Source organism: Klenkia soli (genome assembly GCF_900103975.1).
In the GTDB taxonomy this organism is placed as follows: Bacteria; Actinomycetota; Actinomycetes; order Mycobacteriales; family Geodermatophilaceae; genus Klenkia; species Klenkia soli.
The window spans coordinates 1-23,685 of sequence record NZ_FNIR01000017.1 but is presented as its reverse complement, the minus strand read 5'-3'; the positions used below and the strand labels follow the sequence as shown (position 1 = coordinate 23,685).

21 protein-coding genes and 1 rRNA gene are annotated in these 23,685 nt (G+C 75.5%); 19 read left to right on the top strand and 3 right to left on the bottom strand.

The annotated features are described in order from the left end of the window. Positions 1 to 32: 32 nt before the first annotated feature. Genes BLS67_RS21345 through BLS67_RS21325 form a run of 5 tightly spaced genes read left to right on the top strand, consistent with a single transcriptional unit; the run spans position 33 to position 6,058 of the window. Positions 33 to 785, top strand: a complete 753-nt coding sequence (locus BLS67_RS21345) for an ATP-binding cassette domain-containing protein (protein WP_091249748.1) — start codon at positions 33 to 35, stop codon at positions 783 to 785. Next, a complete protein-coding gene (locus BLS67_RS24230) occupies positions 782 to 1,543 on the top strand; it encodes an ABC transporter ATP-binding protein (RefSeq protein ID WP_207500792.1) in 762 nt (253 codons plus the stop codon). Before BLS67_RS21345 ends, BLS67_RS24230 begins: the two co-directional genes overlap by 4 nt. After that, positions 1,540 to 2,820: an MFS transporter gene (locus BLS67_RS21335; protein WP_207500791.1), complete on the top strand. Its 1,281-nt coding sequence runs from the start codon at positions 1,540 to 1,542 to the stop codon at positions 2,818 to 2,820. Before BLS67_RS24230 ends, BLS67_RS21335 begins: the two co-directional genes overlap by 4 nt. Then, complete coding sequence (locus tag BLS67_RS21330; protein ID WP_091249740.1) at positions 2,817 to 4,298, top strand: ABC transporter substrate-binding protein; 1,482 nt, start codon at positions 2,817 to 2,819, stop codon at positions 4,296 to 4,298. Before BLS67_RS21335 ends, BLS67_RS21330 begins: the two co-directional genes overlap by 4 nt. Further along, entirely contained in the window at positions 4,295 to 6,058 is a 1,764-nt protein-coding gene (locus BLS67_RS21325; protein WP_207500790.1) for an ABC transporter permease subunit, read from the top strand. Before BLS67_RS21330 ends, BLS67_RS21325 begins: the two co-directional genes overlap by 4 nt. A 4-nt stretch (positions 6,059 to 6,062) precedes the next feature. Here the strand turns inward: BLS67_RS21325 and BLS67_RS21320 are convergent, their stop codons facing one another. Next, positions 6,063 to 7,247: an MFS transporter gene (locus tag BLS67_RS21320; RefSeq protein ID WP_091249737.1), complete on the bottom strand. Its 1,185-nt coding sequence runs from the start codon at positions 7,245 to 7,247 to the stop codon at positions 6,063 to 6,065. Further along, the gene (locus BLS67_RS21315) at positions 7,244 to 7,798 is read right to left on the bottom strand and encodes a TetR/AcrR family transcriptional regulator (RefSeq protein ID WP_207500789.1); all 555 of its coding nucleotides are present in this window, start codon (positions 7,796 to 7,798) and stop codon (positions 7,244 to 7,246) included. The genes BLS67_RS21320 and BLS67_RS21315 overlap by 4 nt, the downstream gene beginning before the upstream one ends. 118 nt (positions 7,799 to 7,916) lie before the next feature. On the opposite strand from BLS67_RS21315, the gene BLS67_RS21310 reads away from it, so the two are divergent. The 4 genes from BLS67_RS21310 to BLS67_RS21295 are packed head-to-tail and all read left to right on the top strand — an operon-like array spanning position 7,917 to position 12,870. After that, on the top strand, positions 7,917 to 8,555 hold the full coding sequence (locus BLS67_RS21310) for a TetR family transcriptional regulator (protein ID WP_091249734.1): 639 nt from the start codon (positions 7,917 to 7,919) through the stop codon (positions 8,553 to 8,555). A 28-nt stretch (positions 8,556 to 8,583) separates the two neighbouring features. Further along, positions 8,584 to 9,651: a phenylalanine--tRNA ligase subunit alpha gene (pheS, locus tag BLS67_RS21305; protein WP_091249731.1), complete on the top strand. Its 1,068-nt coding sequence runs from the start codon at positions 8,584 to 8,586 to the stop codon at positions 9,649 to 9,651. Then, positions 9,648 to 12,095, top strand: coding sequence for a phenylalanine--tRNA ligase subunit beta (gene pheT, locus BLS67_RS21300; RefSeq protein WP_091249727.1), 2,448 nt, complete (start codon positions 9,648 to 9,650; stop codon positions 12,093 to 12,095). Before pheS ends, pheT begins: the two co-directional genes overlap by 4 nt. Beyond that, positions 12,088 to 12,870: an SDR family NAD(P)-dependent oxidoreductase gene (locus BLS67_RS21295; RefSeq protein WP_091249725.1), complete on the top strand. Its 783-nt coding sequence runs from the start codon at positions 12,088 to 12,090 to the stop codon at positions 12,868 to 12,870. Before pheT ends, BLS67_RS21295 begins: the two co-directional genes overlap by 8 nt. A 75-nt stretch (positions 12,871 to 12,945) precedes the next feature. On the opposite strand, the gene BLS67_RS21290 is transcribed toward BLS67_RS21295, so the two are convergent. Then, positions 12,946 to 13,893 (bottom strand): diacylglycerol/lipid kinase family protein, encoded by a 948-nt coding sequence (locus tag BLS67_RS21290; RefSeq protein ID WP_091249911.1) that lies wholly within the window; start codon positions 13,891 to 13,893, stop codon positions 12,946 to 12,948. A 76-nt stretch (positions 13,894 to 13,969) separates the two neighbouring features. Between BLS67_RS21290 and argC the strand changes: the two genes are divergently transcribed. The 10 genes from argC to BLS67_RS21240 all read left to right on the top strand — a co-directional run. After that, positions 13,970 to 15,010 carry an N-acetyl-gamma-glutamyl-phosphate reductase gene (gene argC, locus BLS67_RS21285; protein ID WP_091249723.1) on the top strand — a complete coding sequence of 347 codons (1,041 nt, stop codon included), beginning with the start codon at positions 13,970 to 13,972 and terminating at the stop codon, positions 15,008 to 15,010. Further along, positions 15,007 to 16,158 (top strand): bifunctional glutamate N-acetyltransferase/amino-acid acetyltransferase ArgJ, encoded by a 1,152-nt coding sequence (gene argJ / locus BLS67_RS21280; protein WP_091249720.1) that lies wholly within the window; start codon positions 15,007 to 15,009, stop codon positions 16,156 to 16,158. Before argC ends, argJ begins: the two co-directional genes overlap by 4 nt. Further along, a complete protein-coding gene (gene argB, locus BLS67_RS21275) occupies positions 16,155 to 17,144 on the top strand; it encodes an acetylglutamate kinase (protein WP_091249717.1) in 990 nt (329 codons plus the stop codon). Before argJ ends, argB begins: the two co-directional genes overlap by 4 nt. Next, positions 17,141 to 18,322, top strand: a complete 1,182-nt coding sequence (locus BLS67_RS21270; protein WP_091249714.1) for an acetylornithine transaminase — start codon at positions 17,141 to 17,143, stop codon at positions 18,320 to 18,322. Before argB ends, BLS67_RS21270 begins: the two co-directional genes overlap by 4 nt. Further along, positions 18,319 to 19,254: an ornithine carbamoyltransferase gene (argF, locus tag BLS67_RS21265; protein ID WP_091249711.1), complete on the top strand. Its 936-nt coding sequence runs from the start codon at positions 18,319 to 18,321 to the stop codon at positions 19,252 to 19,254. Before BLS67_RS21270 ends, argF begins: the two co-directional genes overlap by 4 nt. Beyond that, complete coding sequence (locus BLS67_RS21260) at positions 19,251 to 19,766, top strand: arginine repressor (RefSeq protein ID WP_091249707.1); 516 nt, start codon at positions 19,251 to 19,253, stop codon at positions 19,764 to 19,766. The genes argF and BLS67_RS21260 overlap by 4 nt, the downstream gene beginning before the upstream one ends. Further along, positions 19,763 to 21,205, top strand: coding sequence for an argininosuccinate lyase (argH, locus tag BLS67_RS21255; protein ID WP_091249705.1), 1,443 nt, complete (start codon positions 19,763 to 19,765; stop codon positions 21,203 to 21,205). Before BLS67_RS21260 ends, argH begins: the two co-directional genes overlap by 4 nt. Continuing rightward, positions 21,205 to 21,846 (top strand): DNA-3-methyladenine glycosylase, encoded by a 642-nt coding sequence (locus BLS67_RS21250; RefSeq protein ID WP_091249702.1) that lies wholly within the window; start codon positions 21,205 to 21,207, stop codon positions 21,844 to 21,846. The genes argH and BLS67_RS21250 overlap by 1 nt, the downstream gene beginning before the upstream one ends. Continuing rightward, a complete protein-coding gene (gene tyrS, locus BLS67_RS21245; RefSeq protein ID WP_423221517.1) occupies positions 21,843 to 23,171 on the top strand; it encodes a tyrosine--tRNA ligase in 1,329 nt (442 codons plus the stop codon). Before BLS67_RS21250 ends, tyrS begins: the two co-directional genes overlap by 4 nt. A gap of 387 nt (positions 23,172 to 23,558) precedes the next feature. Next, positions 23,559 to 23,685, top strand: a 16S ribosomal RNA gene (locus tag BLS67_RS21240); the annotation flags it as partial.

Below are 23,685 nucleotides of genomic sequence, written 5' to 3'. Positions count from 1 at the left end.
TCGGGTGATCCCCCGTCCTGAGGAGTGGCTGAGTGCTGCGCGTGCACGACCTGTCCGTCGCCCTGCCCGGACGGCGGCTGGTGGACGGCATCTCGTTCGAGGTGGACGCCGGTGAGCGGGTGGGCGTGGTCGGCTCCTCCGGTGCGGGCAAGTCCCAGCTGGTCGGCGCGCTCCTGGGCCTGACCCCGGCCGGGCTGCGGGTCACCGGCAGCGTGCGCGTCGAGGGCACCGAGGTCGTCGGTGCCGGGCCGGCCACCTGGCGGCCGCTGCGCGGACGGGTGACGGCGCTGGTCGCCCAGGACCCGGGCACCGCGCTGGACCCGCTGAGCCGGGTCGGCCGCCAGGTCGCCCTCCCGCTGCGGGCGCAGGGCGTCCCGTTCGGCCAGGCGCGCGAGCGGGCCGCCGCCCTGCTGGCCGAGGTGGGGCTGGCCGGCACCGACCGGCGCTTCCCCAGCCAGCTGTCCGGCGGGCAGCGGCAGCGGGTGGCGATCGCCCTCGCCCTGGCCGGTGCGCCCCGGCTCCTGGTGGCCGACGAACCCACCTCGGCGCTGGACCCCACCGTGCAGGCCGGGGTGCTCGACCTGCTGGACCGGGTCACCGGACCCGACCGCGCCGCGTTGCTGCTGGTCACCCACGACCTCGCCGTCGCCACCCGGCTGTGCACCCGGCTGCTGGTGCTGGCCGGCGGCCGGCTGGTCGCCGACGGACCGGTGGCCGAGGTGCTGACCGACCCGCTGCTGGCCGACGTCGTGGCCGCCTCCCGGGCGCTGGCGGTCACCCGGTGACCCCGCTGCTGCAGGCCGAGGGCCTGACCAGGCGGTACCGGGACGTCACGGCCCTGGACGACGTGTCGCTGCGGCTCGGTGCGGGCGAGCGGGTGGCCGTCGTGGGGGAGTCGGGCTCGGGCAAGTCGACGCTGGCCCGGCTGCTCCTGGCGCTGGACACCCCCGACGCCGGCACGGTCGCCCTCGACGGCCGGCCCGTGCGCCCGGGGTCCGCGCGCTCGCTGCGCTGGTTCCGCCGTCGGGTGCAGACGGTGCCGCAGGACCCGGGCCGCTCGTTCAACCCGCGCATGCGGGTGGGCCAGGCGGTCGCCGAGCCGCTGGCCTGCCTGCGGGTGCACGGCGACCACACCGCCCGGGTCGCCGAGCTGCTGGTCGCCGTCGGCCTGGAGCCCGACGCCGCCACCCGGTGGCCGCACGAGTTCTCCGGCGGGCAGCGGCAACGGCTGGCTATCGCCCGCGCGCTCGCACCGCGCCCCGACGTCCTGCTCGCCGACGAACCGGTCAGCGCCCTGGACGTCGTCGTCCGGCTGCAGGTCGTGGAGCTGCTGGCGCAGGTGTCGGCCGCCGAGGGCCTGGCCCTCCTCGTCGTCTCCCACGACCTCGGCGTGGTGCAGCACCTGTGCGACCGCGTGCTGGTGCTCGAGGCCGGGCGCGTGGTCGAGCAGGGGCCGGTGCCGCAGGTGTTCGGGGCCCCCGCCCACCCGGTCACCGCCGGGCTGCTCGACGCCGTCCCGACGCTCGAGGCGGTCGCGCCGTGAGCTGGGCGCCCTGGGTGCTGCTGCGCCGGCTGCCCGCGGTCCCGCGGTTGCTGCTGGCCTCCCAGCTGGCCTTCAACATCGGGTTCTACCTGGTCGTGCCGTTCCTGGCCGTGCACCTGTCGGAGAACCTGGCGTTGGCCGGTGGCGTCGTCGGGCTCGTGCTGGGGGTGCGCACGTTCAGCCAGCAGGGGATGTTCTTCCTCGGCGGTGGGCTCACCGACCGGTTCGGGGTCAAACCCGTCGTGGTGGTCGGCTGCTCGATCCGGATCGCCGGGTTCGGCGTGCTGGCGGTGGTCGAGAGCCTGCCCGGCGTGCTGCTCGGCGTGGTGCTGGTCGGGTTCGCGGCCGCGCTGTTCTCCCCGGCCGTCGAGTCGGCGCTCGCCGACCAGGGCCGCCGGCTCGAGGAGGCCGGGGTGGTCACCCGGGCCGAGGTGTTCGGGTTGGACGCCGTCGCCTCCAAGCTCGGGTCGGTCACCGGCCCGGTGCTGGGCGCCCTGCTTCTCGGGGTGCCGTTCTGGGTCACCTGCACGATCGCGGCGGGGGTGTTCGGCGTCGTCCTCGTCGCGCACGTGCTGCTCCTCCCGCGCGACCTGCGCACCGGCACGGGGGACGTCGAACCCGTCACCGCCGGCTGGGGTCAGGTGCTCCGCAACCGCCGCTTCCTGGCCTTCACCGCCTGCTACTGCACCTACCTGCTGTCCTACAACCAGCTCTACCTGGCGCTGCCGGTCGAGCTCGACCGGGCCACCGGGTCCCAGGGCGCGCTGGGCTGGATGTTCGTCGCCGCCGCGGTCAGCGTGCTGCTGCTCCAGCTGCCGATCACCGCCCGCGCCCGCCGCGCCGGCCCCACCCGCGCGCTGCCGCTGGGGTTCGCCCTCATGAGCTCCTCGTTCCTGCTGGTCGCCGTCCTCGCGCCGTTCGAGCCGCCGTCGGGTGCCTGGGCGCTGGCCCCGGCCGTCGGGTTCGCGCTGCTGCTGTACCTGGGCCAGATGGTCGCCGTCCCGGTCGCCCAGGACCTCGTGCCCCGGCTGGCCGGCGAGCGCCGCCTGGGCGCCCACTTCGGCGTGCTCGCCTCCGCCGAAGGTCTGGCCGTGCTGGTCGGCAGCACCGGCGTGGGCGCCCTGCTCGACCTGGCCGCGGTGCCGCAGCCGGCCGCCGCCGTCCCCTGGCTCGTCCTCGCCGCCCTGCCCGCCGCGTCCGCGGTCGGGCTCTGGCTGCTCACCCGCCGCACCGTCCGCACCACCACCCGAGCCCCCGAACCCGTAGGAGCCCCGTGAACCGCCGCACCGCCCTGCTCGCCGTCCCCGTCCTGTTCGCCGGCGGGTGCTTCGCCGGCGGAGGGGGGACCGCCGAGAGCGGGTCCGACCGCCTGCGTGTCGCGCTGAACTTCCCCCCGGTGGCCGCGCTGTCGCCCTGGACCGACGACGCCCTGCTGCTGACCCGCATGGGCGCCGCCGAGACGCTGGTGACCTTCGACGACTCCGGCGCCGCCGAGCCGCAGCTGGCGCAGTCGTGGGAGTTCACCGACGACCGCACCGCGCTGGTCGAGCTGCGCGACGACGTCGTCTTCCACGACGGCACCCCGATGGACGCCGAGGCCGTCGCCGGGTCGCTCAACGCCGCCGCGGGCGCCGACCCGGGCGTGCGCGTGCTGCGCGACGTCGGCCTGGTGGCCACCGCCGTCGACGAGGACACCGTGCAGCTGCAGGCCGCCCAGGCCGACCCGCTGCTGGTGCAGCGGCTGGGCGCCCCGTCGCTGGTCGTGCTGTCCCCGGACGCCTACGCCGACCCGACCGCGCCGGACCCGGTGGGCCACGGCACCGGGCCGTACGAGATCACCGAGCTGCAGGGCGCGCAGTCCGCGACCCTCGACGCCGCGGCCGACCACTGGGGCGGCACCCCGGCCGCCGACGGCGTCGACGTCCGCTTCGTCGACGACGCCGACGCCCGGACGTCGTCCCTGCGCGCCGGCGAGGTCGACGTGGTGCAGGGGGTGCCGATCGCCGCGCTGGCCACCCTCGGCGACGACCAGCGGGTGGTCACCACGGCGCTGCCGCGGGTGACGGCGCTGCAGCTGAACACCGCCGGCGGGGTCTTCGCCGACGCGGGCCTGCGCGCCGCCGCCGTGGCCGCGGTCGACGCCGAGCCGGTCGTCGACGGCGTCTTCGAGGGCCAGGCCGACGTCGCCCCGGGTCTGCTCACCGACGACACCCTGGGCGCCGCGGCGCGCAGCACCCCGACCCTGCCCACCGCGGCCGACCCCGCGGGGGCGAGCATCCGGCTGGCCACCTACGACGACCGGCCCGAGCTGCCCGAGGCCGCCGCCGTGCTGGCCGAGCAGCTGCGCGCGGCGGGGTTCACCGTCGAGGTCGTCGTGCAGACCTACGCCACCCTCGAGCCCGACCTGCTCGCCGGCGCGTTCGACGCCGTCCTGGGCAGCCGGCTCACCCTGCTGGACACCGGTGACCCGGTCGGCTACCTCCAGACCGACTACACCTGCGACGGCGGCTACAACCTCGCCCGCCTGTGCGACCCGGACGTCGACGCCGCCGTCACCGCGGCGGCCGCGCTGACCGACCCGCGCGAGCGCCGCCAGGCCGCCGCCGACATCGAGGCCCAGGTGCTGTCCACCGGTGCGGTCGTGCCCGTGCTGCACGAGCAGAGCCGCACCGGCGTGACCCAGGGCGTGCAGGGCGTGGGGGAGGACCCGTTCGAGCGGCAGGTCGTCACGGTCGCCACCACCGCGGGTCGGTGACGGTCGCCCTCGGCGCCCCGACCGCCCGGCGGCCCGCGCCCGCCGTCCTGCGCCGGCTGCCCCGGGTGGCCGGCGTCCTGGGCGCACTGGTCGGCACCGCCCTGCTGGTCGGGGCGCTGCCCTGGCTGTCCGGGGTGGACCCCGCCCGGTCGGTGCTGCGTGCCCGCGAGGAGGAGGGCGCACCCGACGCCGCTGCGCTCGACGCCGTCCGCACCCAGCTGGACCTGCCGACGAACCCGGTGGCCGGCACGCTGGGGTTCCTCGGCCGCCTGCTCACCGGCGACCTGGGCACGTCGTGGGTCTCCCGCACCCCGGTCGTCGACACGGTGCTGCCGGCGCTGGGCATCTCGCTGACCGTGGCCGGCACCGCGAGCCTGGTCGCGCTGGTGCTGGCCGGGCTGCTCACCGTCCCGGCGTTGCTGCGGGCCGCCGACGGCCGGCTGCGCGGCGGAGGGGTCGGGGCTGCCGTCGGCGGGGCGTTGTCCGCGCTGCCGGAGTTCGTGCTCGCCGTCCTGCTGGTGGCCGTGTTCGCGGTCGGCTGGGGCCTGCTGCCCACCACCGGCTTCACCGGGCCCGAGCACCTCGTGCTGCCGGTGCTCGCCCTCGGCGTCCCGGCCGCCGGCGTGCTGGCCCGGCTGCTGGCCGGCGCGGTGGCGGCCACCGCGGGGGAGTCGTGGGTGGGCACGTGGCGGTCGGCCGGCGTGCGCCGTACGACCGTGGCCGCGGCGCTGGGCCGGCGGGCGGTGGGGGTCGTCGTCCCGCAGGTCCTCCTGCTGCTGGTCGGCACGCTCGGCGCCGCGGCCGTGGTCGAGGCGGTGTTCGACATCCCGGGTCTGGGTGGCATCGCGCTCGGCGCCGCGCTGGCGCAGGACGTCCCGGTCGTGCAGGCGGCCGTGGTGCTGCTGGTGGCCATCGGGCTGCTGGTCGGCGGGGGCGGGGTGCTCGCGCACCGCCTGCTGCTGGGCCCGGCGCTGACCGGCAGCGGGTTCACCCCGGAGACCGCCGCGGCCGGTCGGCGCCCGCAGCGGGCCGCCCTGGCCGTCGCGACCGTGCTGGTGGTCGCCGTGGTGGCCGGGCTGCTGCGCGACCCCGACGCCCAGGACGTCGGCCAGCGGCTGGCCGCACCGTCGTGGGCGCACCCGTTCGGCGCCGACCCGCTGGGCCGCGACGTGCTGGCCCGCTTCGGGCACGGTGCGCTGGTGTCGGTCGGCCTGGCGGTGCTGCTGGCGGCTCTGGCCCTCGTGGTCGGGGTGGCGGTGGGCCTGCTGGGCTGCGGTGACCGGGCCGGGGTGGCCGACGTCCTGAACGCGCTGCCCGCCGTGGTCACCGGCATCGTGGTCGCTGCCGTCGCCGGGCCGGGGCTGCTGTCGGCCTGCGTGGCGGTGAGCCTGGTGGCGTGGATCCCGCTGGCGGTGCACACCCGCACGCTGGCCGCCGAGGCCCGGGCGTCGGGCTTCCACGTGGCCGCGCTGACCGGGGGAGCCGGCCGCTGGCACGTGCTGCGGCGGCACCTGCTGCCCGTCGTCGGCCCACCGGTCGTGCGGCACGCGCTGGTCCGGGTGCCGCACGCGTCGCTGGCGCTGGCGGGGCTGTCCTTCCTCGGGCTCGGGGCGGGGGCGGAGTCCCCGGAGTGGGGGCGGGCGCTGGCCGAGACCACCGGCTACCTGGAGCGGGCGCCCTGGGTGGTGGCCGCCCCGGCCCTGGGCCTGGTGCTGCTCGGGGTCGTCGCCGCGCTCGCCGACCCCGCGCCCGAGCGCTGACCGGTCAGGCCACCCGGGCCCGCAGCGAACGCCCCAGCACCAGGACGGCGAGGCCGGCGACCACGACGGTGAGCAACCCGGCGCGGAGGCTGACCACGTCGGAGAGCAGCCCGATGAGCGGGGGCGACACCAGGAAGCCGATCCGCAGCAGCAGGTTGACCACGGTCAGCCCGACACCGGTGCCCAGCCCCGGCAGCGCGTCGGCCGCGGCGTAGACGGCCGGCACGAGGGTGGCCACCCCCAGCCCCGCCAGCGCGTAGCCGACCAGCGTGGTGGGCACGGTGGGTGCGGACAGCATCAGCACGAACCCGGCCGCGATGACCGCGCCGCCGACCCGGGCCACCCGGCGCTGGCCGAACCGGTCGACCACCCGGTCGCCGGTCAGCCGGCCGGCGGTCATCGCGACCTGGAAGGCCACGAACCCCAGCCCGGCGGTGACCACCGAGGCGGCCAGGTCGTCCCGCAGCCAGATCGCGCTCCACGACGCCGCGGAGTCCTCGACGAAGGCCCCGGCGGCGGCCAGCACCCCGAGGACGGCGAGCGCCCCGACGGCCGAGCGCCGGTGGCTGCGGGCGCCGCTGGCCGGCGCCGGCGCGGTGGACTCCTCCGGCGCGTCGGGACCGGGCAGCATCCACCGCCGGACGAGCAGGGCCACCAGCCCGAACACCGCGGCCGACACCCACAGGTGCAGCCCCAGCGGCACCCCCAGCCCGGCCACGGCCGACCCCAGCACCCCGCCGGCCACCGCGCCCAGGCTCCACAGCCCGTGCAGCGCGTTGAGGATCGAGCGGCCGTAGCCGCGCTGGACCCGCAGGCCGTGCGCGTTCTGGGCGACGTCGACGATGGTGTCCAGCGCCCCGACCAGCAGGAGCGCCAGGGCCAGCACCGCCCAGTTGGGTGCCGACGCGGCCACGGCCACGCCCACCCCGAGCCCGGTCAGCCCGAGCGAGGCCACCGGCCCCGACCCGAGCCGCGCGATGAGGACGGCGGCGGCCGGACCCATCACCAGGGCGCCCAGCGGCGCCGCCGCCAGGGCGGTGCCCAGGGCGGCGTTGGACAGACCCAGGTCGTCGCGCAGCTCGGGCAGCCGTGGCACGAGGTTGGCGTAGAAGACGGCGTTCAGGGCGAAGCAGGTGGCCACCGCGATGCGCGCGCGGCGCAGCTCACGGGTGGGGGTCACGGTGGTCACGGGGTGACCTCCAGGACGCGGGCGAGCACGGCTCGGGTCTCCTCGCGGGTCGGTGGTGCGGTGGTGAGGATCGCGTGCATGGTCAGGCCCTCCATGACGCCGTCGAGCGCGCGGGCCAGGTCGGGGGCCAGCACGCGCTGCAGGGTCTGCCGGCTGCTGCCCATCCAGGACTCCGTGACCTCGCGCAGGGCGGGTCGACGGAGGGCGGCCAGGTAGAGCTCGTAGGCCACCGCCCACTCCCGCGGCGAGGCGCGGTGGCCCTGCAGCACGAAGTCGGTGGCCGCCTCCAGCATCGACGCCCGGTCGGTGACGTCGGCGAAGTGGGCGGCGAAGACGCGGGCCATCGTGCGGGAGTGCCGGACGAAGGCCTCGCGGACGAGGTCGCCGAGGCCGTCGAAGTGGTAGGTCACCGACCCGAGCGGGACGTCGGCCGCGGTGGCGATCCGGCGGGCGGTGAGCCCGGCCAGGCCGTGCTCGGCGATGACGTCGATGGTCACGTCGACGAGTCGGTCGCGGCGGTCGGGGTCGTGCCGCCGGGGTGCGGTGCTCACGGGAGGACCGTAGCAGGCGATGTGTACGTTCGTACGCAGCACTCGCCGGGTGGTCACGCAGCGCAGTCCGACCGACACGTTGTCCGACGCGCGGCGCTGCCTGGGAGACTGCTGAGCCGTGACACCCTCCGGCCGCTCCGACGGACGCTCCTCGCGCTGGACCGAGCACCGTCGGACCCGCCGCGTCGAGTTCGTCACCGCAGCCGTCGAGTCGGTCCGCCGCACGGGGCCCGAGCTGGCCGTCGACGACGTCGCCCGCACGGCGGGGGTCAGCAAGACCGTGCTCTACCGGTACTTCACCGACAAGGACGAACTGGTCGACGCCGTCCTCGAGCAGATCAGCACCGAGATCCTGCTGCCCCGGCTGCTGGGCGAGCTGGCCATCGACCGGGCCACCGACCGGGAGCGGCTGCGGGCCGTGGTGACCGCGTTCGTGGCGATCATCGAGGAGGAGCCGGCGCTCTACCGGTTCGCCTACGCGCAGGCCGGTCGAGCCGGTCGGGCCGACCTCGTGGCCCAGACCGAGCGCGAGGTGGCCGAGGCGCTGGCGTGGGTGATGGCCGAGCGGTTGGCGTCGCTGGGCCGCGGGCCCGAGGGCACCCACACCTGGGCCTACGGCGTGGTCGGCATGGTCCAGCTGGCCGCGCACTGGTGGTCCGCCGAGCGCAGCGTCACGTCGGCCGAGCTCGTCGACCAGCTCACCGAGCTGGCCTGGGGCGGGCTCTCGGCCCTGCTGACGACCGCACCGGCCGACTGAGGTGGGCCGGGAGGCAGAATGGCCTCCCGTGTCCGGCGCCAACGATCCATTCGACCCCAAGCAGGTCGCGGCCCTCTCCCCGGAGGCCCTCGACACGGCGGTGCGCGAGGGCGTGGCCGCCTTCACCGCCGCTGCCGACCTCGACCAGCTCGCCGCCGCCCGACCGGCGCACCTGGGTGACCGGGGGCCGGTGCTGCTGGCCCGCCGCGAGCTCGGCGCCCTCCCGCCCGCCGCGCGCAAGGACGCGGGGCAGCGGGTCAACACCGCCCGCGTGGCGCTCACCGAGGCCTACGACGCGCGGCTCGCGGTGCTGTCCGCCGAGCGCGACGAGCGGGTGCTGGCCGAGGAGCGGGTCGACGTCACCCTGCCCTCCGACCGGGCCCCCGTCGGGGCGCGGCACCCGCTGACCACCATCCAGGACCGGATCGCCGACATCTTCGTCGGCATGGGTTACGAGATCGCCGAGGGTCCCGAGCTCGAGAGCGAGTGGCTGAACTTCGACGCCCTGAACACCGGCCCCGACCACCCGGCCCGCTCGCTGGCCGACACCTTCTTCGTCGCCCCCGAGGGGTCGGGCCTGGTCCTGCGCACCCACACGTCGCCGGTGCAGGCCCGCACCATGCTCGAGCGCACCCCGCCGATCTACGTGGTCGCCCCCGGGCGCGTGTTCCGCACCGACGAGCTCGACGCCACCCACACCCCGGTCTTCCACCAGGTCGAGGGCCTGGCGATCGACCGCGGGCTGACGATGGCCCACCTGCGCGGCACGCTGGAGGCGCTGGCCAAGGCGCTGTTCGGGCCCGGGTCGGAGATCCGCTGGCGGCCGCACTTCTTCCCGTTCACCGAGCCCTCGGCCGAGTTCGACGTCTGGTTCCCCGAGCACCGCGACGGCCCGCAGTGGGTCGAGTGGGGTGGCTGCGGCATGGTCAACCCGCGGGTCCTGGTGGCCTGCGGTCTGGACCCCGAGGAGTTCGGGGGGTTCGCCTTCGGCATGGGCATCGAACGCGCCCTGCAGTTCCGGCACGGGGTGTCGGACATGCACGACATCGTCGAGGGCGACGTCCGGTTCACACGAGCGTTCGGAGTCGAGCAGTGAAGGTCCCCATCAGCTGGCTGTCGCAGCACGTCGACCTGCCGGCGGGCACCGGTGTCGAGGAGCTCGACGCCGCCTTCGTCCGGCAGGGGCTGGAGGTCGAGGAGGTCCTCACCGTGCCGCCGACGACCGGTCCGCTCGTCGTCGGCCGGGTGCTCGAGATCGAGGAGCTCACCGGCTTCAAGAAGCCGATCCGGTACTGCCGGGTCGACGTCGGCAACGAGGTCCCCCAGGGCATCGTCTGCGGCGCGCGCAACTTCGCCGTCGGCGACCTGGTCGTCGTGGCCCTGCCCGGCGCGGTGCTGCCCGGGGACTTCGCGATCGCCGCGCGGACGACGTACGACCACGTCTCCGACGGGATGATCTGCAGCAGCCGCGAGCTCGGGGTGGGCGACGACCACGACGGCATCCTCGTGCTGGGCACCGACGGCCCCGCCCCGGGCACGCCGGCCGGTGGTCTGCTCGGCCTGGACGACGTCGTCTTCGACCTCGAGGTCACCACCGACCGCGGCTACTGCATGGCGATCCGCGGCGTGGCCCGCGAGGTGGCCGCGGCGCTCGGTGCCCCGTGGCAGGACCCCGCCGCGACCACCCCGCCGGCCTGGTCGGGCGACCCGGCGTGGACCGTCGAGGTCGAGGACCCGCAGCGCTGCGACCGGTTCTCGATGATCGCGATGCAGGGCCTGGACCCCGCCGCGCCGAGCCCCTGGTGGCTGCGCCGTCGGCTGACCCGCTCCGGCGTCCGGTCCATCTCGCTGGCAGTCGACGTCACCAACTACGTGATGCTCGAGCTCGGCCAGCCGATGCACGCCTTCGACCGGGACGCCGTCCGCGGCCCGGTGGTGGTGCGCACCGCCCGACCCGGCGAGCGGGTCACCACCCTGGACGGCGTCGACCGCGCACTGGACGCCGACGACCTGCTCATCACCGACGAGTCGGGGCCGATCGGCCTGGCCGGCGTCATGGGTGGGGCCAGCACCGAGATCTCCGGCTCGACCACGGCCGTGCTGCTGGAGGCCGCGCACTGGGAGCCCGCCGGCATCGGCCGGGGGGTCCGCCGGCACAAGCTGCCCAGCGAGGCGGCCAAGCGGTTCGAGCGCGGCACCGACCCCGACGTCACCGTCGTCGCGCTGGCCCGGGCGGCCGAGCTGCTGGCCGAGTACGGCGGCGCCACGGTGGTGGGCGGGGTCGTGGACGTCGACACCCGGGGCCCGCGGCCCGAGATCGTGCTGCCGGTGTCCCGACCGCAGGCGGTGGCCGGCATCCCGATCGACGCCGACACCGTCATCGACGCGCTGCGCACGGTCGGCTGCACCGTCGTCCCCGCGGGCGCGCAGCTCACGGTCACCCCGCCGTCCTGGCGGCCCGACCTCACCGACCCGGCCGACCTGGTCGAGGAGGTCGTCCGCGCCGTCGGCTACGACGAGATCCCCGGCGTGCTCCCCACCGTGCCGCCGGGCCGCGGGTTGACCCCCGGGCAGCGTCGCCGACGCTCGGTGGGCCGGGCACTGGCCGACGCCGGGTACACCGAGGCGCCGGCCTACCCGTTCGTCGGACCCGCCGCGCTGACCGCCCTCGGGTTGCCGACCGAGGGGCTGCTGACGCTGCGCAACCCGCTGTCGGACGAGGAGCCCGCGCTGCGCACGTCGCTGCTGCCGGGCCTGCTGGCCACCCTGGCCCGCAACCTCGGCCGGGGTCAGCGCGACCTGGCGGTCTTCGAGGTGGGCGTGGTGTTCCTGCCCGGCGACGGCGCGGCGGCCCCGCTCCCGCCGGTCGACCGACGGCCGGACGACGCGACGCTCGCCGCACTGCTCGGCGCGGTCCCGGCCCAGCCCTGGCACGTCGGCACGGTGCTCACGGGTCTCCGGGAGCCGCGCGGGCACTGGGGCCCGGGCCGGGCCGCGGACTGGGCCGACGCCGTGCAGGCCGCCCGCACCGTGGCCGCCGCGGCCGGGGTCGAGCTGACCGTGCGGGCCGGTGACCGGTTGCCGTGGCACCCGGGCCGGTGCGCCGAGCTGCTGGTGGAGGGTGTCGTCGTGGGGCACGCCGGTGAGCTGCACCCCCGGGTCTGCGCCGCGCTGGAGCTGCCGCCGCGCACGTGCGCGATGGAGCTGGACCTCGACGCCCTGCCCGAGCGCGCCGTGGCGCAGGGGCCGGCGATCTCGTCGTTCCCGCCGGTGCACACCGACCTCGCGCTCTCGGTTCCCGCCGGCACCCCGGCCGCCGACGTCGAGTCCGCCCTGCGGGCCGGGTCCGGCGAGCTGCTCGAGGACCTCCGGCTCTTCGACGTCTACACCGGGTCGCAGGCCGGCGAGGGCCAGAAGTCGTTGGCCTACGCGCTCACCTTCCGGGCGCCGGACCGCACCCTGACCCGAGCCGAGGTGGCCGAGGCGGTGTCCGCGGCGCTGGCCTCGGCGGCTGCCGTCGGTGCCGTGCAGCGTGCCTGAGGGGTCGCTGGCCGGGCAGGTCGCGCTGGTCACCGGTGCCTCCACCGGCATCGGGCTCGAGCTGGCCCGGGGGCTCGCCGAGCGCGGCGCCCGGGTCGCCGGTCTGGCCCGCGGCGCCGACCGGCTGGCCGCGGCGATGGACGGCCTCGGTGGTCTGGCCGTCCCCGCCGACGTCACCGACCTGGGCGCCGTCCGGGCCGCGGTCGAGCGGGTGACCGCCGAACTGGGCCCCGTCGACCTGCTGGTCAACAACGCCGGGCTGATCGACGCCGCCGAGGTGCCGGTGTGGCAGGCCGACCCCGACCAGTGGTGGTCGGTCGTGGAGAGCCAGCTGCGCGGGCCGTTCCACCTGGTGCAGGCCGTGGTGCCGGCGATGGTGGCGCGGGGGAGCGGTCGCGTGGTCGACCTGGCCAGCGGCATGTCCACCCGGGCCAACCCCGACTACAGCGCCTACTCCGTCGGCAAGGCCGGTCAACTGCGCATCACCGAGTCCCTCGCCGCGGCCGGGGTGCTGGCCTTCGACGTCGCCCCCGGGGTCGTGGACACCCCGATGACCCGCTCGATGGCGATGTGGCAGGGGTTCGAGGACTGGACGCCGGCGTCGGCCGTCGTCGACCTGGTGGCCGCGATCGGCGAGGGCCGCCTCGACCACTGGTCGGGCCGCTTCGTCCGCGCCGGCAAGGACACCGTCGAGGCCCTCGCCGCGACGCACCCCGAGGGCACCCAGCGCCAGGTCCGGCTGCTTCCCCACGGGGCGGCAGACCCGGTCGCCTGAGTCGCTCCGTGTGACATCCAGGGGTGTCCGGGGCCGGCGACACCGCTGGATGTCACATCGAGCGAGGGCTGGTGCTCAGCCGATCGTGCGCAGCGCGCCGGCGGCGATGTCGACGGCGACGTGGGTGTCGGCGGCCAGCTCCACCAGCTCGCCGTCCAGCTGGAGCGGCATCGGGCTGCGGATGGTCAGCTCGTGGTGCGTCTCGTGCGGCTGCGGGCCGAGCCCGATCGTGGCCGAGCGCAGCGCGGTGACCAGCACCCGCAGCTTGCTGTGGTGGGGGAGCAGCACAAGCTCGAACTCGCCGTCGTCCGGGCGGCCGTCGTCCGAGAGCGTGGCCACCTTGGCCATCCGGTCGATGTTGGCGTAGAGCAGGCTGTCCACCTCGAGCCGCGACCCGTCGGCCAGGTCCACCGGGAACGGCCGGAACCGTCGGAACCCGCGGACGACGGCGACGATCTCCCGCCAGCTGCCCTTGCCGCCCTCCTCGATGTCCACCGCGACCACCGGTGTGATGCCCAGCCCGATGTAGGAGTGCGCGTAGCGGACCTCCGGCCGGCCCCCGGGCGGGGTCACGGTGAGCCGCAGCAGGTCGAAGCGGGCGGTCTCGCCGGTGCGCAGCGCGTGCCCGATCGCGGCGTCCAGCGGCCGGCGCCTGGTCGCGCGGCGGTGGTCGTTGGCGTTGCCGGCCCCCCGCACGGCGGCCACCGCGTCGGGGTTGGCGGCGTCCATCATCCCGTTGACGACGTCGTTGTAGCCGCCGTCCCCGCTGACCGAGACGACCAACGGCCGCCCGTCGCGGGCCGCCGCGGCGGCGAGCTCCCGGCCGTGCCCGGCGCGCTGGGTGGGGGCGAGCTCGACGGGCAGGTCGGGGTGCTGCTCGGCGACGTCGTCGCGCAGCTCGCGGGCCAGGGTCGGGGCGTCGCCGGTGCTCTGCGGGTTGAACACGATCACGATCCGGTCGAACGGGGACACCGGGGGCCTCTCGTCGGGCGGGTGGACGGCGTCCTCCTGCGCGACGATCATCCCGGACCGCATCCGGCTGCGCCGCTCCGACACCGGTCACTGCAAACCCATCCGGCGTAGTGCATACTCATGCATCGTGAACGCAGAGCGGACGTGGACGGTCGGGGTCACCGGCGCCACCGGGTACGCGGGCGGTGAGGTGTGCCGGCTGCTGGCCGGGCACCCGCAGCTGCAGCTGGCCGGGGTGCACGCAGCATCGAGCGCCGGCCGACGCCTGGGGGAGTCGCAGCCCCACCTGCTGCCCTACGCGGACATGGTCGTGCAGCCCTCCGACCCCGCCGACCTCGCCGGCTACGACGTCGTCGTCCTGGCCCTGCCGCACGGTGCCTCCGGGGCCATCGCGGCCGGTCTCCCGGACGACGTCCTGGTGCTCGACTGCGGCGCCGACCACCGGCTCGCCGACCCCGCGGCCTGGCAGCGCTGGTACGGCAGCGAGCACGCCGGCACCTGGCCCTACGGGCTGCCCGAGCTGCCCGGTCAGCGGGCGCAGATCGCCGGTGCGCGGCGGATCGCCGTCCCCGGCTGCTACCCGACCAGCGTGTCGCTCGCCATGGCCCCCGCCCTGGCGGCCGGCCTGGTCGAGCCCGAGGTCGTCGTCGTGGCGGCGTCGGGCACGTCCGGTGCCGGCCGGGCGGCCAAGCCCAACCTGATCGGCTCCGAGGTGATGGGCGCGGCCAGCGCCTACGGCGTCGGCGGCGTGCACCGGCACACCCCGGAGATGGTGCAGAACCTGTCGGTGGCTGCCGGTACACCTGTCGGCGTGAGCTTCACCCCGACCCTGGTGCCCATGGCCCGCGGCATCCTGGCCACCTGCTCGGCGAAGGTGCTGCCCGGCGTCGACGCCGAGGCCGCCCGGGCCGCCTACGAGAAGGCCTACGCCGACGAGCCGTTCGTGCACCTGCTGCCCGAGGGCCAGTGGCCGACCACGGCCGCCGTCCTCGGGGCCAACACCGTCGCCCTGCAGGTCACCGTCGACCCCGACGCCGGCCGGCTGGTCGTCGTGGCCGCGGTCGACAACCTGACCAAGGGCACGGCAGGCGGCGCGATCCAGTGCGCCAACCTCGCCCTCGGCCTGCCCGAGACCCTCGGCCTGCCGCTGGTGGGGGTCGCGCCGTGAGCGTCACCGCACCCCAGGGGTTCCGGGCCGCCGGCGTCGCCGCCGGTCTCAAGTCCTTCGGCGACCCCGACGTCGCCGTCGTCGTCAACGACGGCCCGGACGACGTCGCGGCCGCCGTGTTCACCACCAACCGGTTCCCGGCCGCCCCCGTGCTGTGGTCGAAGCAGGTGCTCGCCGGCGGGCGGGTGCGCGCCGTGGTCCTCAACTCCGGCGGGGCCAACGCCTGCACCGGCCCCGAGGGCTTCCAGGACACCCACGCCACCGCCGAGCACGCCGCGGCCGCCCTCGGCCTGGGCGCGATCGACGTGGCGGTGGCCTCCACCGGGCTGATCGGCGTCCGGTTGCCGATGGACCACCTCACCGCAGGGGTCACCGCGGCCGTGGCCGCGCTGTCCGCCGACGGCGGGCCGGCCGCCGCCCGCGCGATCATGACCACCGACTCGGTGCCCAAGACGACCGTGCAGGCCCGCGAGGGGTGGACGGTCGGCGGCATGGCCAAGGGCGCGGGCATGCTGGCCCCGAGCCTGGCCACGATGCTCGTCGTCCTGACCACCGACGCCGTGGTGCCGGCCGAGGTGCTGGAGCCGGCGCTGCGGCACGCCACCGCGCACTCCTTCGAGCGGGTCGACAGCGACGGTTGCCTGTCCACCAACGACACCGTGGTGGTGCTGGCCAACGGGGCCTCCGGGGTCACCCCGACGGCCGAGGAGCTCGGCGCGGCGCTGGACGCCGCCTGCCTGGACCTCGCGATGCAGCTGCTTGCCGACGCCGAGGGCTCGACCAAGGACATCGCGATCACCGTCCGCGGTGCGGCGACCGTGCAGGACGCCCTCACCGCCGGCCGCGCCTGCGCCCGCAACAACCTGCTCAAGACCGCGCTGTTCGGCAACGACCCCAACTGGGGTCGGGTGCTGGCTGCCATCGGCACCACCGACGCCGCCTTCGAGGCCGGCCGGGTCGACGTCACCATCAACGGCGTGACCGTCTGCCGGGGCGGCGCGATCGGCGACGACCGCGACGGCGTCGACCTCACCGGCCGGGCCATCACCATCGACGTCGACCTCGCCGCCGGCACCGAGCAGGCCACGATCTGGACCAACGACCTGTCCATCGCCTACGTCCACGAGAACTCGGCCTACTCGACATGACCGCCCAGGACCCCACCCCGCCCGACGTCCGCCCCGACGAGGTGCCGCCCAAGCGGCGCTACGGCACCAGCCGGGTCATGCGCACCCCCGACCCGGCGGGCGACGCGGCCAAGGTAGCCGTCCTCACCGGGGCGCTGCCGTGGCTCAAGGAGTTCCACGGCAACGTCGTCGTCGTGAAGTACGGCGGGCACGCCATGGTCGACGAGGCCTGCCGGGCGGCGTTCGCCGAGGACATGGTCTTCCTGCGCACCTGCGGCATCCTCCCCGTCGTCGTGCACGGCGGCGGCCCGCAGGTCAGCTCGATGCTGTCCCGGCTCGGCGTCGAGAGCGAGTTCCGCGGCGGCCTGCGGGTCACCACGCCCGAGACCATCGGCGTCGTCCGCATGGTGCTGGTCGGCCAGGTCGGCCCCGAGGTCGTCGGGCTGATCAACACCCACGGTCCGCTGGCCATCGGGCTCTCCGGCGAGGACGGCGGCCTGTTCACCGCCGAGCGCACCACCGCCACCGTGGCCGGTCAGCAGGTCGACGTCGGCCTGGTCGGCGATGTCGTCGCCGTCGACCCCACCCCGGTCACCGCGCTGCTCGAGGCCGGGCACATCCCGGTCGTGGCCACCGTCGCGCCCGACAAGGACGGCGTGCTGCACAACGTCAACGCCGACACCGCCGCGGCCGCGCTCGCCGTCGCGCTCGGCGCGGTCAAGCTGGTCGTGCTCACCGACGTCGAGGGCCTCTACTCCGACTGGCCGGACAAGGCGTCGTTGGTCGAGCAGATCGACGCCGCCGAGCTCGAGACGATCCTCCCGACGCTGGACGCCGGGATGATCCCGAAGATGGCCGCCTGCCTGCGGGCGGTGCAGGGCGGTGTGCAGCGCGCGACCGTCGTCGACGGCCGGTTGCCGCACGCCCTGCTGCTGGAGATGTTCACCACCGAGGGCACCGGGACGATGGTCGTCCCTGCCGCGCCAGGAGAGGAGTCAGCACCGTGACCACCACCGAGGAGCTGACCCGTCGCTGGTCGGCCGTGATGATGCACAACTACCGGACCCCGCCGATCGCGCTGGCCCACGGCCGCGGCGCCTCGGTCTGGGACGTCGACGGCCGCGAGTACGTCGACCTGCTCGGCGGCATCGCCACCACCATCCTGGGCCACGCGCACCCGAACGTGGTCGCGGCGATCACGAACCAGGCCGCCCGGCTCGGCCACGTGTCCAACCTGGCGATGCACGAGGTCGGGGTCACCCTGGCCGAGCGGTTGCTGGAGCTGGCCGGTCGGCCCGGGCGGGTGTTCTTCTGCAACTCCGGCGCCGAGGCCAACGAGGCCGCCTTCAAGATCAGCCGGCTCACCGGGCGGCCCGAGGTCGTGGCGGCGCTGGGCTCCTTCCACGGCCGCACCATGGGCTCCCTGGCGCTCACCGGCCAGCCGGCCAAGGCGCAGGCCTTCGCGCCGCTGCCCGGCGGGGTGCGGCACGTCGAGTTCGGCGACCCCGACGCCCTGCAGTTCACCGAGCAGACCGCGATGGTGCTGCTCGAGCCGGTGCTCGGCGAGGGCGGCGTGCTGCCCGCCCCGGCCGGCTACCTCGCCGCCGCCCAGGCCCAGGCCCGCGCGGTCGGCGCGCTGTTCGCCGTCGACGAGGTGCAGACCGGGACGGGCCGGACCGGGCAGTGGTTCGCCCACGCCGCCGACGGCGTCACCCCCGACGTCATCACGATGGCGAAGTCGCTGGGCGGAGGGCTGCCGCTGGGCGCCACCCTGGCCTTCGGCGACGCCGCCGACCTGCTCGGGGCCGGGTCGCACGGTTCCACCTTCGGCGGCAACCCTATCGCCGCGGCGGCGGCCCTGGCCGTGCTCGACACCATCCGCGACGAGGGCCTCCTCGAGCGGGCCAAGGACCTCGAGCACCGCTTCACCACCGGCATCGAGGGGCTGGGCCACCCGGCCGTCTCCGGTGTCCGGGGCCGCGGTGCCCTGCTGGGCGTCGTCCTCACCGCCGACGTCGCCCCCGCCGTCGAGACCGGCCTGCGCGACGCCGGTTACCTGACCAACGCGGTGGCCCCCGGCGTCGTCCGGCTGGCCCCGTCGCTGGTGGTCACCGATGAGCAGGTCGACGGCTTCGTCGCCGCCCTCCCCACCGTCCTCGACGCAGCACTGGAGACCGCACCGTGAGCCCCCGGCACTTCACCAAGGACGACGACCTCACCCCGGCCGAGCAGGCCGAGGTGCTGGCGCTGGCCGCCGAGCTGAAGAAGACCCGGCACACGCCCGACGCGCCGCAGCCGCTGGCCGGCCCCCGGGCGGTCGCCGTGCTGTTCGACAAGCCCTCGACCCGCACCCGGGTGTCGTTCTCGGTCGGCATCGCCGAGCTGGGCGGGTACCCGCTGGTCATCGACGCCGCCGGCTCCCAGCTGGGCCGTGGCGAACCCGTCGAGGACACCACCCGGGTGCTCGACCGCCAGGTCGAGGCCATCGTCTGGCGCACCTTCGCCCAGGACCGGCTCGAGGCCATGGCCGCGGTCAGCCAGGTACCGGTGGTCAACGCGCTCACCGACGACTACCACCCGTGCCAGATCCTGGCCGACCTGCAGACCGTCGCCGAGCGCCGGCCGACGCTGGCCGGGCTGACGCTGACCTACCTCGGCGACGGCGCCAACAACATGGCGCACTCCTACGCCCTGGGCGGAGCCACCGCCGGCATGCACGTGCGCATCGGCTCGCCGGCCGAGTTCGCACCCGACCCGGTGATCCTGGCGCGGGCCGGCCAGGTGGCCGCGCAGACCGGCGGCTCGGTCACCTGGACCGCCGACCCGGCCGCCGCGGCCGACGGCGCCGACGTGCTGGCGACCGACACGTGGGTCTCGATGGGGCAGGAGGACGAGGTCGACACCCGGATCGCCCCGTTCCTGCCCTACGCCCTGGACGAGGCGGCGCTGGCCCGGGCGGCGGCCGACGCGATCGTGCTGCACTGCCTGCCCGCCTACCGCGGCAAGGAGATCTCGGCAGGTGTGATCGACGGCCCGCAGAGCGCGGTGTGGGACGAGGCCGAGAACCGGCTGCACGCCCAGAAGGCGCTGCTGACCTGGTTGCTGGCGCAGCGGTGACCGGCGCGCTGACCCGCTCGGCCCGGCATGCCCGGATCGCCGAGCTGATCGCCGGTCAGCCGATCACCTCGCAGACCCAGCTGGCCCGGCTGCTCGGCGACTCCGGTGTCGACGTCACCCAGGCCACGCTGTCCCGGGACCTCGAGGAGCTCGGCGCGGTCAAGCTGCGCGGGTCCGACGGCGTCCCGGCCTCCTACGTGCTGCCGCCGGAGAACGCCCCGCTGCGCCCGGCGCAGTCCGCTCCGGGTCGGCTCACCCGCATGCTGGGCGAGCTCCTGACCAGCGCGGAGGGCTCGGCCAACCTGGCCGTGCTGCGCACCCCGCCGGGCGCCGCCCAGTTCCTGGCCTCGGCCATGGACAAGACGGGCCTGCCCGACGTGCTGGGCACCATCGCCGGCGACGACACTCTGCTGGTCGTCTCGCGCGACCCGCACGGCGGCGCGGCGCTGGCGCAGCACCTGCTGGCCCTCGCGGCCGGCACCCCCACCCTCGATCGCGAAGGACACCCGTGAGCACCGCACCTGCCGGATCCGACACCAGGCTCTGGGGAGGCCGCTTCGGCGGTGGACCGTCCGCGGCGATGGCCGCGCTGTCCAAGTCCACCGACGTCGACTGGCGGCTGGCGCCCTTCGACCTCGCCAGCTCCCGCGCGCACGCGCGGGTCCTGCACCGCGCCGACCTGCTCACCGCCGACGAGCTCGAGCAGATGGTCGGTGCGCTCACCGAGCTGTCGGCCGAGGTCGCCGCCGGCACGTTCACCGCGATCGAGGCCGACGAGGACGTCCACGAGGCCCTCGAGCGCGGCCTGACCGCCAAGCTCGGCACCCTGGGCGGCAAGCTGCGCGCCGGCCGGTCCCGCAACGACCAGGTCGCCACCGACCTGCGGCTCTACCTGCGCCACCACGTGCGCGCCCTCGTCGGCGCGGTCGCCGACCTCGAGGAGGCCCTGGTCGGCCTCGCCGAGCGGTACCGCGACGTCGCCGCCCCCGGCATGACGCACCTGCAGCACGCCCAGCCGGTGCTCATCGCCCACCAGCTGCTGGCCCACGCGCACTCCTTCGCCCGCGACGTCGACCGGCTGCTCGACTGGGACCGCCGCACCGCCGTCAGCCCGCTGGGCGCCGGCGCCCTGGCCGGCTCCTCGCTGCGGCTGGACCCCGACGCCGTCGCCGCCGAGCTCGGCTTCGACCGGGCCGCCGACAACTCGATCGACGCGGTCAGCGACCGCGACTTCGCCGCGGAGTTCTGCTTCGCCGCGGCCCTGCTGGGGGTCCACCTGTCCCGGCTGGGGGAGGAGGTCGTGCTCTGGACGTCGACCGAGTTCGGCTGGGCCCGCCTGGACGACGCCTGGGCGACCGGGTCGTCGATCATGCCGCAGAAGAAGAACCCCGACATCGCCGAGCTCGCCCGGGGCAAGGCCGGCCGGTTCGTCGGCAACCTGACCGGCCTGCTCACGATGCTCAAGGGTCTCCCGCTGGCCTACGACCGCGACCTGCAGGAGGACAAGGAGCCGGTCTTCGACTCGATCGAGCAGCTGGCACTCCTGCTGCCGGCGGTCACCGGCATGGTCGCCACCCTCACCCTGCGGCCCGAGGTGCTCGAGGCCGCAGCACCCCAGGGGTTCGCGCTGGCCACCGACGTCGCCGAGTGGCTGGTGTCGTCGGGTGTGCCGTTCCGCTCGGCGCACGAGATCAGCGGGGCGATGGTGGCCCGCTGCGAGGCCCTGGGCGTCGAGCTCGACGAGCTGACCGACGCCCAGCTGGCCGAGGTGTCGCCGTCCCTCACCCCGGACGTGCGGTCGGTGCTGTCCGTGCCCGGCGCGCTCGCGGCCCGCAAGGCCCGCGGGGGCACCGCGCCCGAGCGGGTCGCCGAGCAGCTCACCGCGCTCACCGCGCTGGTGGGGGAGCACCGCGCCTGGGCCGGCGCCTCCCCGGTGGCCGCCGCGCTCTGATGCCGGGGCCGCTGCTGCGTCCCGACGAGCTGATCGGGCCGCTGCCGGACGTCGCGGCGTCCCTGCTGGGGTGCTGGCTGGTCACGGACCGGCCGGGAGGGACGACGGCGGTCCGGCTCACCGAGGTCGAGGCCTACTCCGGGGCCGGTGACGACCCGGCCGCGCACTCCCACCGGGGCCCCACACCCCGGTCGGCGGTGATGTTCGGGCCGCCCGGTCACCTGTACGTCTACTTCAGCTACGGGGTGCACTGGTGCGCCAACGTGGTCGTGGCCCACGAGGGCGACGGATCGGCGGTGCTGCTGCGCGCCGGCGAGGTGGTGGTGGGGGAGACCCTCGCCCGGTCCCGCCGTCCGGCCTCGGCCCGCCCCCGCGACCTCGCGCGGGGGCCGGCCCGGCTGACCTCGGCGCTGGGCATCGGACCCGACGACCGGGGCTCGTACCTGCTGGACGCCGGGTCCTCGGTCAGGCTGCACCGCGGACCGGCGCCGTCGTCGACCACCGCCGGGCCCCGGGTCGGGATCACCCACGCCGCCGACCTGCCGTGGCGGTTCACCGAGACCGGGCACCCCACCGTCAGCCCCTTCCGGGCAGGGGTGCGTCGCCGGGGTGGCGTCGCCGGGCAGGATGGGACCCCGTGACCAGCGCCATGACCAGCTCGACGACCAGCCCCGGCGACGTCGTCGACGACCTGCACCGCCGGGGGCTCATCGCCCAGAGCACCGACGAGACCGAGCTGCGCGCCGCGCTCGCGGCCGGCCCGGTCACCTACTACTGCGGTTTCGACCCGACGGCGCCGAGCCTGCACGTCGGCCACCTGCTGCAGTTCATGGTGCTGCGGGCGCTGCACCGCGCGGGGCACCAGCCGATCGTCCTGGTCGGCGGGGCGACCGGCCTCATCGGCGATCCCCGGCCCACGTCCGAGCGTCAGCTCAACGACCCGGCCGAGGTGGCCCGCTGGGTGGACCGGATCCAGCGTCGGGTGGCCCCCTTCCTCGACCTCCCGGCGGCCGAGCTGGGCCTGCGTGCACCCATCTACGTGAACAACCTGGACTGGACGGCGCCGTTGTCGGCGATCGACCTCCTCCGTGACATCGGCAAGCACTTCCGCGTCAACCGGATGCTGGCGAAGGAGGCGGTGGCCGTGCGGCTGAACTCCGACGTCGGCATCAGCTACACCGAGTTCAGCTACCAGATCCTGCAGGCGAACGACTTCCGCGAGCTGCACCAGCGGCACGGCTGCACGCTGCAGAGCGGCGGGTCCGACCAGTGGGGCAACATCACCGCCGGCGTCGACCTGGTCCGCCGCACCGACGGCGCTCCCGCGCACGCGCTGGCCACCCCGCTGCTCACCACGGCCGACGGCAAGAAGATCGGCAAGACCGAGGGCGCCACCGTGTGGCTGGACCCCGAGCTGACGAGCCCGTACGCGTTCTTCCAGTACTGGCTCGGCATCGACGACGCCGATGCCCGGTCCTGGGCGCCGCTGTTCTCCGAGCGGCCCGCCGACGAGATCGCGGCACTGGTCGCGTCGTCGGAGGAGCGGCCGCAGGCCCGGGAGCTGCAGCGCGCCCTGGCCGAGGAGCTCACCCGCCTGGTGCACGGCGAGGACGAGCTGGCGCAGGCCGAGGCCGCGGGTCGCGCTCTCTTCGGGCGGGACGACCTGGCGGCCCTGGGGGAGGGGGCGTTGACCGCCGCGTTGTCGGAAGCCGGAGCGGTCCAGCTCGGACCCGACGACCTCGTGGACGGCGCCCTGCCGTCGGTGGCGGCGCTGCTGCAGCGGGCCGGCCTGTGCTCGTCGCTGTCCGACGCCCGCCGCACGGTCAAGGAGGGCGGGGCCTACCTGAACAACGAGCGGGTGCTCGACGCCGACACGCCGGTGCCCACCGATGCCGGGCTGGCTGGCCGATGGGTCGTGCTCCGCCGGGGCAAGAGGGCTGTCGCCGGGGTCCGACTGCCCTCCTGACCTGGGCAGGGGGGACCCCGACCACCACGTGCGGCGCGGACGCCCTGTGGCTGCGCGTGCCGTGTGAACGGCCCGTGACGGGCTCGTGTCGGCCACGTGGCGGGCGTCACCACAGGGGGCGTTTGACACGGGCGCCCCGGACACGTAACTTTCTCTCTGCGCCGGGAACGACCGCGAGGCCGGGCCCGAGACGCCGAGATGGACAATCTGCTGGGAAGCGAAGGCCGCGAGGCCGGAGTTCCTGCGCGTCCGCTCTTTGAGAACTCAACAGCGTGCCGAAAGTCAGTGCCATATGTTTGATCCCCTCCCTGCTTTGGTGGGGTGGGTGTTGGGTTGATTGATATCGAGAGTGCCAACTCTTGGTTCTCGGCCTTGGATCTGAATTCATCTACGGAGAGTTTGATCCTGGCTCAGGACGAACGCTGGCGGCGTGCTTAACACATGCAAGTCGAACGATGAAGCCAGCTTGCTGGTGGATTAGTGGCGAACGGGTGAGTAACACGTGGGCAACCTG

Bases quoted from the DNA above. Each gene is read 5' to 3' on its own strand.
- BLS67_RS21290 (WP_091249911.1), bottom strand. From the start codon at position 13,893: ATGATCGTCGCGCAGGAGGACGCCGTCCACCCGCCCGACGAGAGGCCC.
- argB (WP_091249717.1), top strand. From the start codon at position 16,155: ATGACCGCCCAGGACCCCACCCCGCCCGACGTCCGCCCCGACGAGGTG.
- BLS67_RS21250 (WP_091249702.1), top strand. From the start codon at position 21,205: ATGCCGGGGCCGCTGCTGCGTCCCGACGAGCTGATCGGGCCGCTGCCG.